Below are 18,218 nucleotides of genomic sequence, written 5' to 3' on the forward strand. Positions count from 1 at the left end.
CTGTCCTGAAAGCGGTGGCCCACCGCCGTTTCCGTGGGTCGGCGCGGATTCGGACAGGAGGTCGATATATGCGGTCCGAACTGGTTCGGGCGGGAATCTTCGGCCCGTTTCTGCGTGATTCCGTAACCGGCCGGATATCGGCCAATGTCCACCGGCCGGGTTTTCCTGTTCGGCGCCGAGCGCAGGATGGTGAGCGCGTGCCGGCGGCGTGCCGGTCGAACCGAGGGAGCTGGTGCGGTGGCGACGGGCGCGGCCGAGATGGCGTGGCAGGTGGTGGCGCCGAGCGATCCGGCCCGGGCCTGGCATCGGCGTGTGCAGTGGTCGCCGCTCCACGCCGTCGGCGGATGTGTCGCCTTCGGTCTCGCTGCGATCGTGAGGTGACGACACCGGTGGCCATGGTGAACTTCCGCTCCTTGGTGCCACCGGAGGCGTGGCGCGATCTGGTGGAACGCGGACGGAGACGGACCTTCCCGCGGGGGACGCTACTGCTCCGTCAGGGCGAGTCTCCGGACTCGGTGATCGCCCTGGTCGAGGGCCAGGTACGGGTGACGCAACTCAACGAGTGCGGCGATGAGTTGGTCCTGATGCTCCGCGGGCCGGGCGAAGTACTGGGGGAGATGGGAGCCCTCGTCGGGCGCCCACGGTCGGCGAATGTGACAGCGGCGCAGCGCTGTGTGGGCATGGTGCTGCCGACCCACGCGTTCCGCCACTACGTCGATCGGCACAAACTCCAGGCGGTGATCTACCAGTTGACCGTCGAGCGACTGAACAGCCATGAGCGGCTGCGGGTCGCACTGCTGCACACCAGCCCGGTGGCCCGGATCGCGAGCGTGGTGAGCCTGCTGGCCGAGGAACTGGGCAGACCGGAGGGCGACACGGTGGTAGTGGGCCTGGGAATGGCGCGGGCCGAGCTGGCTGCCATGGCCTCGATGAAGCGGTCCTCGGCCGCAGTGGCGCTCGGCTGTCTCCAGGCGGCTGGAGTCCTCTCACTGGCGCGGCGGCATCTGATCGTCACCGACCCCGGGCAGCTGGCGGCCGCAGCCCGCGGAGAGGCGTACGGGCGAGCTCCCGGCGCGATGTGACCTGTCACACATCCGTAGCGTCCAGCGCTGGACATTCTCACCCGGCCGGCCCCGGGAAGGTGGCTGCTGCCGCGAAACGCGGTGCCAGACACGACGAGAGGAACACTTCGTGTTGCCGTCTTGGGAGCCGCTGTGGCCCTACCGGGCCGTACTCGCGGTCGACGCACGGAACTTCGGCACGCTGACCAGCCGGGACATGCAGCGTGTCAACGCGGACATCCCGCAGTTGCTCGCGAAGGCGCTGAGTACCAGCAACGTGAGTGCGCACTGGGAGCGCAGGGTCTTCGGTCAGCACACGGGCGACGGCTACGTCGCCGGTGTGGAGCCGGAGGCCCTTCCCGCCCTGGTCGCGTGCTTCCCGGGCGCCCTGCGCGACGAGCTGGCGCACCGTCAGGAGGAGCGCCCCCACGGGACGCCACTGCAGCTGCGGGTCAGCATCCATGTCGGCCCGCTTCCCGTGAGCGGCCTCGGTGTGCCGATGGTTCAGACCCACCGGTTGCTGGACGACCAGGCGTTGCGGGACCTGCTGGCACGCGCCAATCCGGCGATCACCAACACCGCGGTGATCATCTCGCAGCGGGTCCACGAAGACGTCTTCGAGAGCGGCTGCATCGGCGGCGACGCCCTGACCGGGCAGTTCGTCCCGCACCTGGTGCGGGTGAAGACCTTTCAGCGCCCCGCATGGCTGCACATCCCGGGCTTCGACTGGGGGCTCGCCGACCCCGCGATCTTCGAGCAGGGCAACGGACCCGGCCCGGCGGCGTCGGCCGACGGAGCGGGAGACCGACCGCCGCAGTCGGCGTCCCCCCGTTCGACCGGGGCCTCGTTCACGCAACACGGGCAGAAGAACGTCCAGGTCGAGCACCTTGGAAGGCTGGAGATCAAGTGAACAACTTCGGAGCCGGGGCGCCTCAAGAACCCGAACCGCAGGATGTGCCATCCGCTCGGCCCACGGAACCGATCGGCCCGGGTCGAGAGACCGGTGCCGCGGGGCCGCTGCCGTCGCAGACCGGCCAGAACTCCCCCGTCCTGACCCAGTTCGGTGACCGGAACGTCCAGGCGTACATGCTGTTCCTGCAGGGCGACTTCGTGAACCGGGTGCAGGTGCCGCCGACGGACGCCGAGTTCCTCGCCTCGGCCAACGGGCGGTTCGTGCTGCCGCGGAACCCGGCGCAGTGGAATGCCGCCCGTGACACCTGCCGGACCTTCGGGGTGGTCGTGCTGAACGCCCCGCCGGGAACCGGCAGGCGGACGCAGGCGCTTCGGCTGCTTCGCGACCTTGCCGTGCGCCAGATCGACGACCTGATCCCCGAGTGGTCCAACGTGTCCACCGGACCGCTGCCGGACGACCAGGACTGCGGTTTCGTCCTCGACCTCTCCAACCTTCCCGAGCCGCCCGCCGACCGGTTCGCGGCCGACCTGGTCACCTACGGCAAGAAGCTCCGTGCCAAGGGGTCGTACCTGGTGGTGCTGGCTACGCCGGATGACTGGAACAGTCACCTGGCCGACCGGACCGTCGAGCTCACGGCCTGGCCTGAGGCGCCCGACGCTCGGGCCCTGGTGGAGGCAGAACTGCGGGCCGGACCGGTGGCCGACCGCATCGACTGGTTGAACGAGCCGGCACTGGACAGGATCTGGTCGGGGAATCCGGGCGCCCGTGAAGCCCACCGGCTGGCCGGCGTCATCTCCCGAGCCGAGAAGCGTGACGGACTCGCCCTGCTGGTGGATGAGTTCATGAACTGGCCGACTGCTGTGGAGAAGCTGCTGCAGCGGGGTGCGGCAGCAGCGCAGGAAACGGTTCTGGCGATCCGCGCGACGGTGTGGGCGGGCGCACTGCTCGACGGCGGACAGCGCAGTTCGGTGATTCGGGCCAGCGACGAGTTGCAGAAGGAACTCGCCTTGGAGCGTTCGCCCGCCCAGGTGCTGGCCGACGCCACCAGCGCGAGCAGGCTCAAGGCGGCCGGCATCGAGTCCAACGGAGAACGCGTCCACCACGACCCGAGCAAGCCCGGCCTGGCGATGGCGGTCCTGCGCAGCCTCTGGACCGAGTTCCCCACACAGCGGGGCCTGATCCGGCGCTGGGCCGTCGGCGTCATCAGCAATCGGAGCATTCCCGAGGCCGACGCCCGTCTCGCCGCCGAGGCGCTGCACAACCTGGCGGTGGACCGGCGCGACCGGTCCATCCTCGATGAGCTGGCGGACGTCCAGTCCAGCCGTCGCTCCCTCGCCGCGGAGACGCTGACGAAGGCAGCCGGCGACCCCGAACTCGGCCGCTACGTCCGCGACAGGCTGCTGCAGTGGGTCAGCAGTAGCAGAACGGCCGAGCACAAGGTCGACCTGGTGGTCGAGATCTGCGGTGGAAAGTGGGGCGAGGAGAACCCGGGGCCGGCCCTCACCCGACTCGGCAAGGCCGCGGGCCGCAAGGAGCTCGGATCGGATGGCGTGCGCCGGGCTTTCCGGCAGTTGGCCGGCAAACGACCGGACGAGGTGCGCAAGGCGGTCGATCAGTGGCTCGCCGCCCCCCGGGTGTGGGCGGACCCGAAACTGAAGCGCCAAGTGCTCGGCGTCTTCCTCGCCGTCATCGGCAGCGATGAGGGGACCGACCTCGTCCTGGCCGGCGCTGCCGAACCGGCCGCCCGGGAGCAGATCGTCCAGGCCTGGCAGGGCCTGCTGAGCATCGAGGGCGGCAAGGAGGCCGGGGTGGCCCAGATGCAGCGTTGGCGGGCCCGGTTCGACCAAGAGGACGCCGCCCAGCGGGACACGGTGCAGAACGTGCTCGCCGAAGTCCTCGGCGCGAGCGAATTCCAGCGGTTCTTCGACATGGTGATGGTGGACGACAGCGGAAGCGTCATCCCGTTCTGGCGCGAGACCCTGCGGCGCACGCACGTGCCGCCCGAGCCGCCGCGAGAGACCACCGCACCGTGAGGACCGGTGGGCCCGGCTTTCGGTGGTGGAGAAGACGGGGGCGGGTGAAGGGCCGGTGGCCGACGAAGATTCCAGGAATCGGCTTCCGAGTGCGCGGAGCCGTGAGCTTCCGCCCACCGCCCGGAGCCCGGGGTGACCGTGCGGCCGCCGAGGCGGCCGCACGGCTCGCCTTGGAGCGCACGGGGCGGGCGATCGCGGGAGATCACGCGCCGGACGAGCTGGAGATCGTCCGGCAGCGGCTCGCCCAGGAGACCCGGTCATGGCGCGACGTCGGGGACGGCTCGGAGGCCCGCTGGCGGGCACGGCTCACGCTGACATTGAGCCAGGAGGACGAGGCCAGGTCCCAGGATTACCTCGATGCCCTCCGCGACGCTCGACGGACAGCACAACAGGAGCAGGTCAGACAGGACTGGATCCGGGACGTGGTACTCGCCGCGCCGGACAGCGCACGCGTCTGGTGGCTGCTCAACCACACCGAAATCGCTCCGCATCCGGGGTGGAAGGAATTCCGGGAGCACATCCTGCCGCTCGTCGGCGCCGCCGACGACGCGCAGGCCAAGGCGGAACGCTTCGCGCACGGGGTGGCCCACCTGTGGGACAAGCTGGAGAACGACCCTGGTAGGCACGCCCGGTTCGCCGCCACCGTGCAGGACGTCTTCGACCGGATGGGGTGGGCAGACACCAGGACTTGGTGGGAGCCGTCCGAACCGGACACGAAGACTGGTGCCGGTCACGAGGCGCGGCCGCGGGCCGGCGGGTCGGGAGCGGCGAGATGAGGCTGTCCGTGTGGCGCTGGGTCCTGGCTCCGGTGACCAGTCTCCTGGCGCTGCGAATCCGGGCAGCGGGTTCGACCCGCATGCCCTTCGACGCGGCCTGGCAGTACGCCCGGTTGATGCTGCGCCCCGACGACATGGTCTATCGGGGGCGGGGACGACAGCGGCCGCCTCGCAGCGACGACCCCGGCTAGGGAACTTCTGGTGACGTCGTTCTTGCGCGGGAACGGGCTCCACCGGGCGGTCCGCACCCGCGCACCGCCCGGTGGAGTCCGGCCGCTACCGCGTCAGCAGCTCCTCCAGGACGTCGGCCCCCTTTGACGCGCCGCCCGCCCCGCGCACGATCCGGCTCAGGGCCGCCGCCCGGGGGCGGCAGGACCGGACGTCCTGGACGGCGTCGCGCAGGCCCTGCACGGTCGGCTCGGCGAGCGTCCTGCCGACCCGCAGCTCCTCCGCCCGCCGGGCGACCGCCCGCTGTTCCGGGATCTGCGGCACCGCCACGAAGGGCACCCCGTGGTAGAGGGACTCCATCGCCGAGTTCATCCCGGCGTGGCTCAGGAACACCTCGGTGTGTCGCAGCAGCGCCACCTGCGGCACGTGCGCGTGCACTTCGACGTTCGCCGGGATCGGGCCCAGCGACTCCTGGTCCAGCCCACCCACCGCAATGACGACCTGCCAGTCGCTGTCCCCGAACGCCTCGATGCAGGTCCGGTAGAACTCGGGCCGGTCGTTGAAGACGGTTCCCAGCGATATCAGCAGCACCGGGGCCTGCGACCGGGGGCTCCACTCCTCGGTGGTCTGCCGGCTGCTCAGCGACGGCCCGACGAAGTGGAAGCGCTCGTCGAAGGTGTCCCCCGCCATCTGGAACTCGCGGGGGATGAACACCAGGCTCGTCGGGGCCACGTGGCCGAACATCAGGTTCGGGTCCCCGAGGAAGGCGTGACCCTGCGCGAACTTCCCCATGTCCTGGATCGCGGCCACCAGCCGGGGGTCGGTGTGGTCGAAGTCGGCCGGCAGGTACACCTGCGCCGCCGAGAAGGACTCGTTCTCCGCGAAGGTCGGCACCAGGGAGATCTCCGGCACGTCGAGCAGGTTCGCCAGCATCCTCCCGGTGAAGGTCACCGAGTCGTAGCACACCGCGTCCGGCGGGTCGGCCGTGAAGTGCTCGGCCAGGACGGGGAAGGAGGCACGCGCGTCGTCGAGGTAGTGCTCCATCGTCACGGCGAGCTGTTCCGCCGTGAACTCGCCCCTCGCCGCCATGTCGGGCGGCAGCTGCGAGGGCAGGGTCACCGGCGACGCCCCGGCGGCGACGGCGGCGTCCATGGTGGCCGGTCCCGTGGCGTAGCTGACCCGGTGACCGCGCCGCACCAGCTCTTCGACCAGCGGCAGGGTCGGGTTCACATGCCCGGACGCGGGCGCGCTCACGAAGGCGACATGGGCCATCAGCTCTCCTCCAGGATGACCGGAAGGGTCTTGTGCCCGTTGGTGAAGAAGGAACCCAGCGGCTCGAGTTCGGACGACGGGACGGCCAGCCGCAGCCGGGGGAACCGGGAGAACAGCGCGGACAGCGCCGTCGTCGCCTCCAGCTTCGCCAGGGGGCTGCCGAGGCAGAAGTGCACGCCGTGCCCGAAGGTGAGGTGGTCGGCCCGCGACGGCCGGGTGACGGAGAAGTCCTCCGCGTCGGCCCCGTGCCGCGCCGGGTCGCGGCCGGCCGCGCCGTAGGACAGCAGGATCGCCTCGCCCTTGCGGATCTGCACGCCGTCCGCGGAGATGTCCTCCACGGCGTACCGCAGCGGCAGGTTCGGCACCGGCGCCTGCCAGCGCAGGGTCTCGTCCACCACGTCCTCCCAGGTGCTGGTCCCGGACCGGACCAGGGCGAGCTGGGACGGGTGCGTGGCCAGCGCGTGGATGGCGTGGTCGAGCAGGTTGACCGTCGTCTCGAAGCCGGCGGAGATGGTCAGCAGCAGGGTGTCCAGCAGTTCCCGCTCGGACAGTCGTGTGCCGTCCGCCTCCTGCGCGGCGATCAGGTCGCTGGTCATGTCGTCGCCGGGGTCGCGCCGTTTGGCGGCCACGAGGTCCTTGAGCAGCATGTACAGCTCGCCGGAGGCGGCCTGCACGCCCGCCGGGTCCGCGTCGAGGCTGAACACCGCGTCCACCAGCCGCCGCAGGTCCGCGCCCGTCTGCGCGGTCACCCCGAACAGTCCGGTGATGACCTGGATCGGCAGCGGGAACGCGAACCGTGCGCGCAGGTCGACCGTCTGCCCCGGCGGCACCGCGGCCAGGTCGGCGATCAGGCCGGCCGTGATCTCCTCGACGCGCGGCCGCATCGCTTCGATGCGGCGCTGGGTGAACGCCTTGGCCACCAGGCTGCGCAGCCTGGTGTGATCGGACCCGTAGGCGGTGAACATGTTCTGCATCGCGACCCACATGATCAGCGGCCAGTCCGGCGGGATGTCGCCGTCGCGCCACAGCGGCCAGTGCTTGTTCGCGTCCTTGGAGACTTTCGGGTCGAGCAGCAGCTTCTTCGTCAGGTCGTGCCCGGTGACGGCCCAGGCCGACACGCCACCGGGCAGTTCGACGGGCGTGGCCGGGCCGCGCTCGCGCAACGCGGCGGCCTCGCCGAAGATGTCGCCGCCCGAGGGGTCGATGACGTACGTGTCGGCGGACGGGGCCTGCGCGCGCACCGGTTCGGTGAAGACGGTGGTCGTACGGGGCTTGGGGGGCTCGGTGACCTCCAGCAGGGTCGCGGTGAACCGCGAGCCCATGCCGAGGCCGATCGACATGATGGTGTCGCCGGGCTTGAGGGTCTCGTCGTGCAGCAGGTGGTCCATGCCGAGCAGTTGGTCGCACGGCCCGACGTGGCCGAGCTCGCGCAGCATCGGCCAGGTGGTGCGGCTCAGGTCGATGCCGAGCGGCTCCAGCACGACGACCTCCAGTTGGGCCAGGCCCAGACCGGTGACGACGAACCTGGTGATGTCGGCGATGCTGACGCCGGCCTCCTTGGCGGCCTGTTCGACCGCGGTGACCAGTGCCCCGCTCATGAGCGTCAGGTACGGAGCCAGGCCGGTGACCTCGATCGGCGTACGGTTGCGGTGGCCCTTGGGGTCCGGGATCGTCGGGGTGGCGAGGACCTCCATCTGGGTCGCGGAGCTGTTGGCGGTCGCGACCAGGCGCGCCCGGCCGCCCTCGCGGTTGAGCACGGCCGCGACCGCACCGTCGGCCAGGAAGATCCCGACGGTGGGCTGCCAGCGTTCCCACCGCGGCGGCAGGAACCGGGCGGTGGCCGTGACCAGGGTCGCGGTCGCGGCCGGGTCGGCCACCAGGTGCGCGGCGGCGGACTGCAGCGCGGCCGAGCCGCCGTTGCTGGTCGCCTCGACCTCGTAGACGAGGGCGTGGCCGAGGCCGAGGACGCGCTGCAGGTGGCAGGAGGACGCCATGTGGTCCTGGTGGTCCATCTGCGCGTAGGCGGCCATGGAGATGTCGGCGCCGCTGAGGCCGGACTCGCGCAGGGCTCCGATCGCCGCGTGCACGGCCATCGCGTGCTCGGTGACGTCGTCGGAGCTGGTGAACGACACGAAGTCCGACAGCGCGAGCAGCCGCCGCATGGTCTCGGTGTCCGGCACTGCCTGCGTCGCGGGCGTGCGGGGCGGCAGGTACCGCCCCGTTCCGCCGATGTAGACGTTGTCCCAGATCATGCTTGGTCCTTTCCCCTGAGTTCGGACAACCCGGCCCCGTACCCGTCGAAGTCGAGGAGCCATGTACTGATGGCCAGCGCCGTGGCCGCGGAGTTCTCCTCCAGTGCGGTGAAGTGGTCGCCTGGGACGGTGAGCACCTCCTGGACGGTGGTGGACAGCCGGGGCCACGAGCGCTCCCCGGTGCCCACCAGCAGCACCGGCGCGGTGACGGGCTCCGGGGCGCCGGCCAGATCGAGGTAGCGGCCCATGGCCACCAGCCGGTCGTCGTCGACCGGGTGGACCTGGTGGCCGGCGTCGAGCATGCCGGTGAGCACACCCGGCAGGTCGTCGGGGTAGCCGTCGATGAGCACCACGGCGCTCGGCCGGGCCCCCCGCCGTTCCAGTTCCCTGGCGGTCGCCAGCGCCAGCCACGCGCCCACCGAACGGCCGACCAGCACCGGCGCGGCGACGGCCGACGCGGCCTCGGCGAGTGCCTGGACCAGGACGTCGGCGTCCGCGGGCAACGGGTCGCCGGCGAAGCCCGGCAGGGTGACCGCCATGACGTCGCGGGCGGCCTCCAGCGCCGCGGCGAACCGCCCGTACTCCTCGATGCCGCCGGACGCCAGCGCGGACGGCAGGCAGACCAGCGACGGCTGGAGGAAGCCGGTCGCGAGGGCGACGGCCTCGGCCTCGGGCGCGTCGGTGGCCGGGCTCAGCCGGGACACCGTGGCCAGCAGATCGAGGCCGTCCTGCGTGCGGCCGACGTCGACGGCCTTGCGCAGCAGGCGCTCCATCGGCCCGGCGACCCGGTTCTCCGGCGAGCACAGCTGCCCGTAGAGGTGGTTGACGAGCTGTTCGGGCGTCGGAAAGTCGAAGACGAGGGTCGCCGGGAGCTGGAGCCCGGTGGCCGCGTTGAGCTGGTTGCGCAGCTCGATGGCGGTCAGCGAGTCGACGCCGTGGTCGCGGAACAGCCGGCGCGGGTCGTCGATCCCTCCGGGGGCCATCCCGAGGATGCTCGCGCTGTGCCTGACGACCAGGTCGAGCAGCAGGGCGCGCTGCTCGGGCTCGGGCAGGGCTTCGAGCCTGGCCCGCAGGTCGCCGGGGCCGGCCGCCGGGGCCGGCGCGCGCCGCGGCCGGGCGAGTCCGCGCAGCAGCGCGGGCGGGGTGTCGATCGCCGCGAGGTCGAGGCGGACCGGCACCAGCGCCGGGCGTTCGCCGGCCAGGACGGTGTCGAACAGGCCGAGGGCCTGCTCGGTGGCCAGCGGCAGCATCCCGGTCCTCGCCAGCCGGCGCTGGTCGGCCTCGGTCAGGTTCCCGGTGATGCCGCTGGACTCGGCCCACTGGCCCCAGGCCAGGGAGGTGGCCGGCAGACCGCGCGCGTGCCGGTGCTCGGCGAGCGCGTCGAGGAACGCGTTCGCGGCGGCGTAGTTGGCCTGCCCGGGGGCGCCGAACACCCCGGACGCCGAGGAGAACAGCACGAACGCCCGCAGGTCCAGGTGCTCGGTGGCCTCGTGCAGGTGCCACGCGGCATCGGCCTTCGAGCGCAGCACCGTGTCGATCTGCTCCGGTGTCATCGATCCCACCACGGCGTCGTCGACGACCCCGGCGGCGTGCACGACGGCCCGCAGGTCGGGGATCGAGGCGACGAGATCCCTCAGTGCCCGGCGGTCACCGGCGTCGCAGGCGACCACGGTGAGGGCCGCGCCCAGCTCCTCCCGGAGCCCGGGCGGCTCGACGCCGCGGCGGCCGGCGAGCACCACGTGCCGGGCGCCGTGCCGGGCGACCAGGTGCCGGGCGACCAGGACGCCGAGGGTGCCGGTGCCGCCGGTGATCAGCACGGTGCCGTCCAGGGGCGCACCGTCCAGGGGCCTGGCCGGGGCGGTCGGTGCGGTCGGGACAGCCCGCACCAGCCTCGGCACGAGGGCGGTTCCGTCGCGCAGCTGGATCTCGGGCTCGCCGTCGCTCACGGCGGCGCGCACCGCGGCGGGGATCGCCCGTCGTGAGGCGGCCGTGCCGTCGTGCCGGACGGTCAGGATCCGCCCGGGGTTCTCGCTGTGCGCGCTGCGCAGGAAGCCGCGGGCGGCGGCCGAGGCCAGGTCGTCGCCGGTGAGGACCACGAGCCGGGCCGGCATGTCGGTGGCCAGGAACTCCCGTACCCTGCCGAGCAGTTCACGGGTCACCGCGTGGGCGGCCGCGACCGGTTCGCCCTCGCCGGCGACCTCGTGGAGGACCGTCTCGGTGTCCGGGCCGTCCGGTGCCGCCATCGGGGTCCAGTCGACGGCGAACAGCGTGTTCGGCCGACGCCCGACCCCGTGACCCGCCGCTTCGACGGGCCGCAGGACGATCTCGTCGATGCTCACGACCGGTGTCCCGGCGGTGTCGGTGATCCGCACCGCGTAGGTGTCCGGCCCGGTCGGGTGCAGCACCACGCGGACCGTCGCGGCCGACCCGGTGACCGACACGCCGGAGAAGGAGAAGGGCATCCGCGCCGGGCTGCCGCCGGCGCCGCCGTCCTCGGCCGCGAGGCCGGCGAGCAGGGTCAGCGGCTGTATGGCGGCGTCCAGGAGCGCGGGGTGGACGCGGTAACCGGTGAGCTGTGCGGGGTCCTCCGGGAAGCTCACCTCGGCGTGCAGGTCCTCGCCGTGCCGCCGGATGCCGGTGAGCCCCTGGAAGGCCGGCCCGTACTCGTAGCCGGCTTCGGCGAGCCGGTCGTAGAGCGAGCCGATGTCGATCGGCGCGGCCTCGCTGTCGTCCGCCCCGGGCACGGCCGTCCCGTCGGCCCGTGTCGCCCGGTCCGGCGGACTGAGCACTCCGGTCGCGTGGCGGGTCCACTCGTCGGGCTCGGCGGAGGTGCGGGAGTGGACGGTGACGGGCCGGTGTCCGGTGTCGTCGGGCGCGCCGACGGTGACCTGCACGTGCACGCCGTCGCGCTCGGACAGCACGAGCGGCGCCTCCAGGACCAGCTCGGACAGGACGGGGCTGGCCGTGTGCTCGCCGGCGTGGACGGCCATGTCCACGAACGCCATCGCGGGCAGCAGCGTCGAACCGAGTACGGTGTGCTCGGCCAGCCACGGGTGGAGGGAAGCGGAGAGCTTCCCGGTCAGCACCACGCCCTGCCCGTCGGGGAGCTTCACCAGGGACCGCAGCAGCGGGTGGTCGGGCGTGTCGAGGCCCTCCGACGGGGTGGTGGGCTGGAGCCAGTAGTGCTGGTGCTGGAAGGCGTACGAAGGCACCCGCACGTCCGGCGTTCCCGCCGTCGTGGTCGCGGGTGGCGTCCAGCGCGCGGCGCCGTCCGCCCACAACCGCCCCAGCCCCGCGAACAGCCGCTCCGGGGAGTCACCATCACGGCGCATCAAGCCGTTCCCCACCAGCACCGGATGCGGACCCACCTCGACGAACCCCGTGACACCCTGGCCCGTCAGCCACTCCATCGCATCCGCGAACCGGACCGGCTCCCGCACCTGGCGCACCCAGTACCCGGGCTCCCCCAGGTCCACCGGATGTCCGGCCACCGTCGAGACCACCGGGATCACCGGCTCACCGAACGACAAACCAGCCGCCACCTTGCCGAGTTTCTCCAGCACCGGATCCATCCGCGCCGAATGGAACGCGTGACTGACCTCCAGCCGCTTCACCCGGCGCCCACGGCCCTGCCACACCCCAGCGACCGCCGCCACCGCGGCCTCGTCCCCCGACACCACCACCGCATCCGACCCGTTGACCGCCGCCACCTCGGCACCCGGCACCAGCGACCCCTCCACCTCCTCCAGCGACGCCTGGAGCGAGACCATCGCCCCACCACCGGGCAACTCCTGCATCAACCGGCCCCGCGCACCCACCAGCACACACGCGTCCTCCAGACTCAGAACGCCCGCCACATGGGCCGCCGCCACCTCACCCACCGAGTGCCCCACCACGAAGTCCGGCCGCACACCCAAGGACTCCACCAGCCGGAACAGCGCCACCTCCAGCGCGAACACCGCACCCTGGGTGAACAGCGTCTGCCCCAACACCCCCTCCTCGTCCTCGAACAGCACCTCCACGGGCAGCTCCAGCAGTTCGCAGACCTCGTCCAACACCCGCGCGAACACCGGGAACTCGCGGTACAGGCCCCGACCCATCCCCGCCCACTGACCACCCTGACCGGAGAACACGAACGCCGACCTGCCCGAGTCGCGGGCATCGCCGGTCACCAGCCCGGGATGCGCCTCCCCGCGCAGCAGGGCCGCCAGTGCCTCCGGTCCGGTCACCATGGCCCGGTGGGGGAACCGGGTCCGCGCGGCGAGCGCGGCGGCGATTCCGTCCGCGTCGGGGGCCTTGGCCGCGTACGCCTGCAGCCTGCGGGCCTGGGCCCGGAGCGCCTGCTCGGACTTGGCCGACAGCAGCCACGGCACTGGCACGACGGCTGCGGGAGCGGCGGGGGACTCAGGCGAGGTCTCCTCGGCCGGCTCCGGCGCCGGGGCCTCCAGGATCACGTGCGCGTTGGTACCGCTGATGCCGAACGCCGACACGCCGGCGCGGCGGGGACGCCCCGTCTCCGGCCACGGCCGGGCCTCGGTCAGCAGTGAGACCTGGCCCGCCGACCAGTCAACGTGCGAGGTCGGCGCATCGACGTGGAGGGTCCGCGGCAGTTCACCGTGCCGCATCGCCATGACCATCTTGATCACACCCGCCACACCGGCCGCCGCCTGGGTGTGGCCGATGTTGGACTTCACCGACCCCAGCCACAACGGCTCCACCCGGTCCCGGCCGTACGTCGCCAGCAGCGCCTGCGCCTCGATCGGGTCACCGAGGGTGGTGCCGGTGCCGTGGGCCTCCACCGCATCCACCTCGGACGCCTCCAGCCCGGCGTTCGCCAGCGCCTGCCGGATCACCCGCTCCTGCGACGGACCGTTCGGCGCGGTCAGCCCGTTGGACGCCCCGTCCTGGTTCACCGCCGAACCCCGCACCACCGCCAGCACCCGGTGACCGTGACGACGGGCGTCCGACAACCGCTCCAGGAGCACGACACCCGCACCCTCACCCCACGCCGTACCATCGGCCGCCTCGGCGAACGCCTTCACCCGCCCGTCGGCCGCAAGCCCCCGCTGACGGGAGAAGTCGATGAAGGCGGCGGGTGTCGCCATCACCGTCACCCCGCCGGCCAGGGCCAGTGAGCACTCCCCCGAGCGCAGCGCCTGCGCCGCCAGGTGGATCGCCACCAGCGACGACGAGCACGCCGTGTCCACCGACACCGCCGGACCCTCCAGCCCCAGCAGGTACGACACCCGCCCGGAGGTCACACTCGTCGCCGTGCCGGTGGCCACGTAGCCGTCCGCGTCGCGCGAGATCTGGTCCACTCCGCCCGCGTAGCCGGATGCCCAGATGCCGGTGAAGACGCCCGTCTGGCTGCCCCTCAGCGACGTCGGATCGATCCCCGCGTCCTCGAAGGTCTCCCACACCGTCTCCAGCAGCACCCGCTGCTGCGGATCCATCGCCAACGCCTCCCGCGGCGAGATCCCGAAGAACGCCGCGTCGAAGCCACCCGCATCCCCCAGAAAGCCACCCGACCGCGTGTACGACCTCCCCGGACCACCGGCCGGATCGTAGAGACGACCCACGTCCCACCCACGATCCGAGGGGAACTCCCCCACCGCGTCCACCCCACCGGACACCACATCCCACAACTCCTGGGCGGACCCCACCCCACCCGGATAGCGGGCCCCCAGCCCCACCACGACCACCGGATCATCCGACACCGGAACCCCCACCGGCACGGGCGCGACCGTCCGGCGCTCCCTGCCGAGGACCACCTCGCGCAGGTATTCGGCCAGCCGGGTCGGGGTCGGGTGGTCGAAGACCATCGTCGCCGACAGCCTGGTCCCGACCGCCGTGGACAGTCGGTTGCGCAGCTCCACGCCGGTCAGCGAGTCGAAGCCCAGGTCCTTGAAGGCCAGGTCGCCACCGATCTCGTCGCTGCGGCCCAGCACGGCCGAGGCGTGGGCGCTGACCAGGCCGAGCAGAACCTCGCGTTGCCGGGCCTCGGGGAGCGATCCCAGCTCGCCCGCCAGTCCGGTGGTCCGCACCGGTTTGCGGGCGCGTGTCAGCGCGCGCAGCACCGGCCGGTCGCCCAGTGCGGACACCTTGAGTCGGGCCGCGACCACCGCCGGTTGCGCGGTGTCCAGGCCCCCGTCGAACAGCCCGAGTCCGTAGTCGGTCGCCATCGGCAGCAGCCCCGCGCGGGCGAGGCGTTCACCGTCGGCCTCGGACATCTGCCCGGTCAGCCCGCTGGCCTCGGCCCAGTAGCCCCAGGCCAGCGACACCCCCGGCAGGCCCTGGGCACGCCGGTACGCGGCCAGGCCGTCGAGGTAGGCGTTCGCCGCGGCGTAGTTCGCCTGCCCTGCCGCGCCCAGCGTCCCGGCCGCCGAGGAGAAGAGGACGAACGCCGTCAGGTCCCTTCCCCGGGTGAGTTCGTGCAGGTTCCAGGCCGCCCGTGCCTTGGGCTCCCAGACCGCGGCGAGACGTTCGGGGGTCAGGGACTCGACCACGGCGTCGTCGAGCACGCCGGCGGCGTGGACGACCGCGGTCAGCGGGTGCGCGGCCGGGATCGAGTCCAGGACGGCCGCCAGCGCGTCCCGGTCGGCCACGTCACAGGCCGCCACGGTCACCTCGGCGCCCAGCCCCTCCAACTCCTCGCGCAACGCCGCCCCGCCACCACCGCGGCTGACCAGCAGCAGGTGCCGCACACCCCGCTCGGCCACCAGATGCCGGGCCACACGGCCCCCCAGCGTCCCCGTACCCCCGGTGATCAGCACGGTGCCGTCGGGGCCGATCGGCTGGGGAACGGTGAGAACGATCTTCCCCACGTGAGCGGCCCGGCTCATGAACCGGAAGGCGTCCCGCGCGCGGCGGACGTCCCAGGTGGTGAGCGGTGGCAGCCGCAGCTCGCCCGCACCGAGCAGCCGGACGGCCTCGGCCAGGATCTCCGCCAGCCGCTCAGGTCCCGCATCGGCCAGGTCGAAGGCCAGCACGCCGGGCCGGACGTCGGCCTTGCCCATCTCCACGAACCGGCCGCCCGGCACGAGCAGCCGCAGGGAGGCGTCCAGGAACTCGCCGGACAGCGAATTCAGGACGACGTCCATGGGCGGGAAGCTCTGCTCGAACTCCAGGGTGCGCGACGAGGCGATGTGGTCCTCGTCCAGCCCCAGGGCACGCAGGACGTGCCACTTGGCCGGGCCGGCGGTGGCGAACACCTCCGCCCCGAGCCGCCGGGCCAGCTGGATCGCCGCCATGCCGACACCACCGGTACCCGCGTGGATCAGCACCCGGTCACCGGCCTTCAGCCCGCCCAGGTCGCGCAGGCCGTACCACGCCGTCATGAACGCGATCGGCACGGTGGCGGCCTGGGTGAACGTCCACTCGTCGGGGATGCGCACCAGCACCCGGTGGTCGGCGACGGCCACCCGGCCGAAGGCGCCGGGAAGCAGCCCGGCGACCCGGTCACCCGGCCGCAGCCCGGTGACCTCGGCGCCGACCTCGGTGACGACGCCCGCGCCCTCGCTGCCGAGCAGCGCCGGGTCCGGGTAGACGCCGAGGGCGATCAGCACGTCCCGGAAGTTCAGGCCGGCCGCCCGCACGGCGACGCGCACCTCCAGGGGTCCGAGCGGGGCCTGCTCGTACGGCAGGAAGGCGAGGTCGTCCAGGCTGCCCGTGCCCGCCTGCGTCAGCCGTCCGTCGAACGCCTCTTCCGGTGCGCAGCGCACGAGCCGGGGCACGTAGACGGCCCCCCGGCGCACCGCCAGCTGGTCCTCGTCGCCGACCGACAGGCCGTCGGGCAGCTCGTCGGCGTCCACGAGCACGAACCGGCCGGGGTGCTCGGACTGCGCGGACCGGACCAGGCCCCATACGGCCGAGGCTTCCGGGTCGCTCACCGCGTCACCGGGAACGACGGCGACCGCGCCCCGCGTGCGCACCACGAGCCTTTCGCCGGGCCCGGCCAGGAAGCCCTGGACGGCCGCCAGCGCCTCGACGACCGAGCCGGGCGAGACGACGGCGTCGCCGAGCGCGCCTTCGCCGGGGGTCAGCGGAATCCAGTCGAGGGCGTACAGCGGGCCGCGTTCGGCCATCGGACGGGTGGTCAGCGCCTCGATGGTCGCCACGGGCTCGCCGGACCGGTCCGCCAGGTGGATGGCGTACGTGCCGGGGCGCACCACCGTCAGCCGTACGCGCGCCGAGGTCACACCGGTGCGGTGGACCGCGATCCCGCCCAGCGAGAACGGCAGCCGCACGTCGCCTTCCGTACCGGACAGCAGCGCCAGCGGTTGCAGGGCGGCGTCCAGCAGGGCCGGATGGACGGAGAACCGGGCCGCGTCCGGCACGGTGACCTCGGCGAACACCTCATTGCCGCGGCGCCACACCGCCTGCACGGCCTGGAAGGCCGGCCCGTACTCGTAGCCCGCCGCGGCGAGCGTGTCGTAGAGCCCGGTGACCGGTTCCGCGCCGGCCGGCGGCCATTGCGTCAGTTCCCGCCCGACCACGGCCCGCCCGACCACAGGCTGCCCGCTCACCGTGCCGGTGGCGTGCCGCACCCAGCCGTCCGTGCGGGACCGGACGTCGACCGTGCGGCGGCCGGTCCCGTCCGGCTCGCCCACGACGACCTGCAGGTCCACCGCGCCGTCCGCGGGCAACACCAGCGGCGCCTCCAGGACCAGTTCCTCCACTGCCGCCCCGGCCGCGTGCACCACCAGTTCCACGAACGCCGTCGCGGGCAGCAGCACCGTCCCCAGGACGGAGTGGTCCGCGAGCCAGGGGTGGGTGGCCAGGGAGAGCCGACCCGTCAGGACCCGCTGCTCGCCCACCTCGACAGCGGCGCCGAGCAGGGGGTGGTCCACCGAGTCGAGCCCGGCCGCGGACACGTCTCCCGCGCCTCCGGCGAGCCAGAACCGCGTCCGCTGGAAGGGGTAGGTGGGCAGCGCCACCGGCTCCCCTCCGGGCAACGGCCACCGCACCGGCACACCCGCGACGAACAGCCGCGCCGCGGCGGCCAGGAACTCGGCCGGGGTGCCGTGGTCACGGCGCAGTGTCCCGGTCACCACACCCGCCTCGTGCTCCTCCAGCGCGGGCGTGAGCACCGGGTGCGGGCTGATCTCGACGAAGACGGGGTCGCTGCCCGAGGCGAGCAGCAGCCGGGTGGTCCGGTCGAACAGCACGGGTTCGCGGAGGTTGCGGTACCAGTAGTCGGCGTCGAGGGCGGAGGTGTCGATCTCCTCGCCGGTCACCGTCGAGTAGAACGGGATCACCGCCGGGTGCGGTGTGATGTCGGTGAGGTCGGTGAGCAGTTGCTCGCGGATCGCCTCGACCTGGACGGAGTGGGCGGCATAGTTCACCGGCAGGCGGCGGGCGCGGATGCCGTCGGCCTCACAGGACTTCAGCAGTTCGTCCAGCGCGTCCAGATCACCCGACACGACGACCGAACCGGGGGCGTTCACCACCGCCACCGTCAGCCGGCCGTCCCAGCGGGCCACGAACTCGGCCGCCTGCTCATGCCCCAGGCCGACCGACACCATCCCGCCCTGGTCGGCCAACACCGCCAGCGCGCGGCTGCGCAGGGCGACCACCTTCGCGGCATCGTCCAAGGACAGCGCGCCGGCCACGTACGCCGCCGCGATCTCCCCCTGCGAATGCCCGACAACCGCATCGGGCTCCACACCATGGGCACGCCACAGCTCCGCCAGCGCCACCATCACCGCGAACAGGGCGGGCTGCACCACATCCACCCGCTCCAG

The 18,218-nt window shown here is 72.7% G+C and carries 8 protein-coding genes; 5 read left to right on the forward strand and 3 right to left on the reverse strand.

The window, feature by feature from the left end:
• The first annotated feature begins 395 nt into the window (after nt 1–395).
• The 5 genes from ACWDBE_RS23690 (at nt 396) to ACWDBE_RS23710 (ending at nt 4,974) form a co-directional block, all read left to right on the forward strand.
• The gene (locus ACWDBE_RS23690) at nt 396–1,082 is read left to right on the forward strand and encodes a Crp/Fnr family transcriptional regulator (protein ID WP_449808989.1); all 687 of its coding nucleotides are present in this window, start codon (nt 396–398) and stop codon (nt 1,080–1,082) included.
• A gap of 109 nt (nt 1,083–1,191) precedes the next feature.
• On the forward strand, nt 1,192–1,971 hold the full coding sequence (locus ACWDBE_RS23695; protein ID WP_449808982.1) for a hypothetical protein: 780 nt from the start codon (nt 1,192–1,194) through the stop codon (nt 1,969–1,971).
• Between the two features lie 176 nt (nt 1,972–2,147).
• Entirely contained in the window at nt 2,148–4,007 is a 1,860-nt protein-coding gene (locus tag ACWDBE_RS23700) for a hypothetical protein (protein ID WP_449808983.1), read from the forward strand.
• A 101-nt stretch (nt 4,008–4,108) separates the two neighbouring features.
• Nucleotides 4,109–4,783, forward strand: a complete 675-nt coding sequence (locus tag ACWDBE_RS23705) for a hypothetical protein (protein ID WP_449808984.1) — start codon at nt 4,109–4,111, stop codon at nt 4,781–4,783.
• Complete coding sequence (locus ACWDBE_RS23710) at nt 4,780–4,974, forward strand: hypothetical protein (RefSeq protein WP_449808985.1); 195 nt, start codon at nt 4,780–4,782, stop codon at nt 4,972–4,974. The genes ACWDBE_RS23705 and ACWDBE_RS23710 overlap by 4 nt, the downstream gene beginning before the upstream one ends.
• Nucleotides 4,975–5,059: 85 nt before the next feature.
• On the opposite strand, the gene ACWDBE_RS23715 is transcribed toward ACWDBE_RS23710, so the two are convergent.
• From ACWDBE_RS23715 to ACWDBE_RS23725, 3 genes are read right to left on the reverse strand one after another with little or no spacing between them, the layout of a single operon-like run.
• Nucleotides 5,060–6,223: a macrolide family glycosyltransferase gene (locus ACWDBE_RS23715; RefSeq protein ID WP_449808986.1), complete on the reverse strand. Its 1,164-nt coding sequence runs from the start codon at nt 6,221–6,223 to the stop codon at nt 5,060–5,062.
• Nucleotides 6,223–8,475 carry a cytochrome P450 gene (locus tag ACWDBE_RS23720; RefSeq protein WP_449808987.1) on the reverse strand — a complete coding sequence of 751 codons (2,253 nt, stop codon included), beginning with the start codon at nt 8,473–8,475 and terminating at the stop codon, nt 6,223–6,225. Before ACWDBE_RS23720 ends, ACWDBE_RS23715 begins: the two co-directional genes overlap by 1 nt.
• Nucleotides 8,472–18,209, reverse strand: coding sequence for an SDR family NAD(P)-dependent oxidoreductase (locus tag ACWDBE_RS23725; protein ID WP_449808988.1), 9,738 nt, complete (start codon nt 18,207–18,209; stop codon nt 8,472–8,474). The genes ACWDBE_RS23720 and ACWDBE_RS23725 overlap by 4 nt, the downstream gene beginning before the upstream one ends.
• Nucleotides 18,210–18,218: the final 9 nt, after the last annotated feature.

This window comes from Kitasatospora sp. NPDC001132 (genome assembly GCF_053598415.1).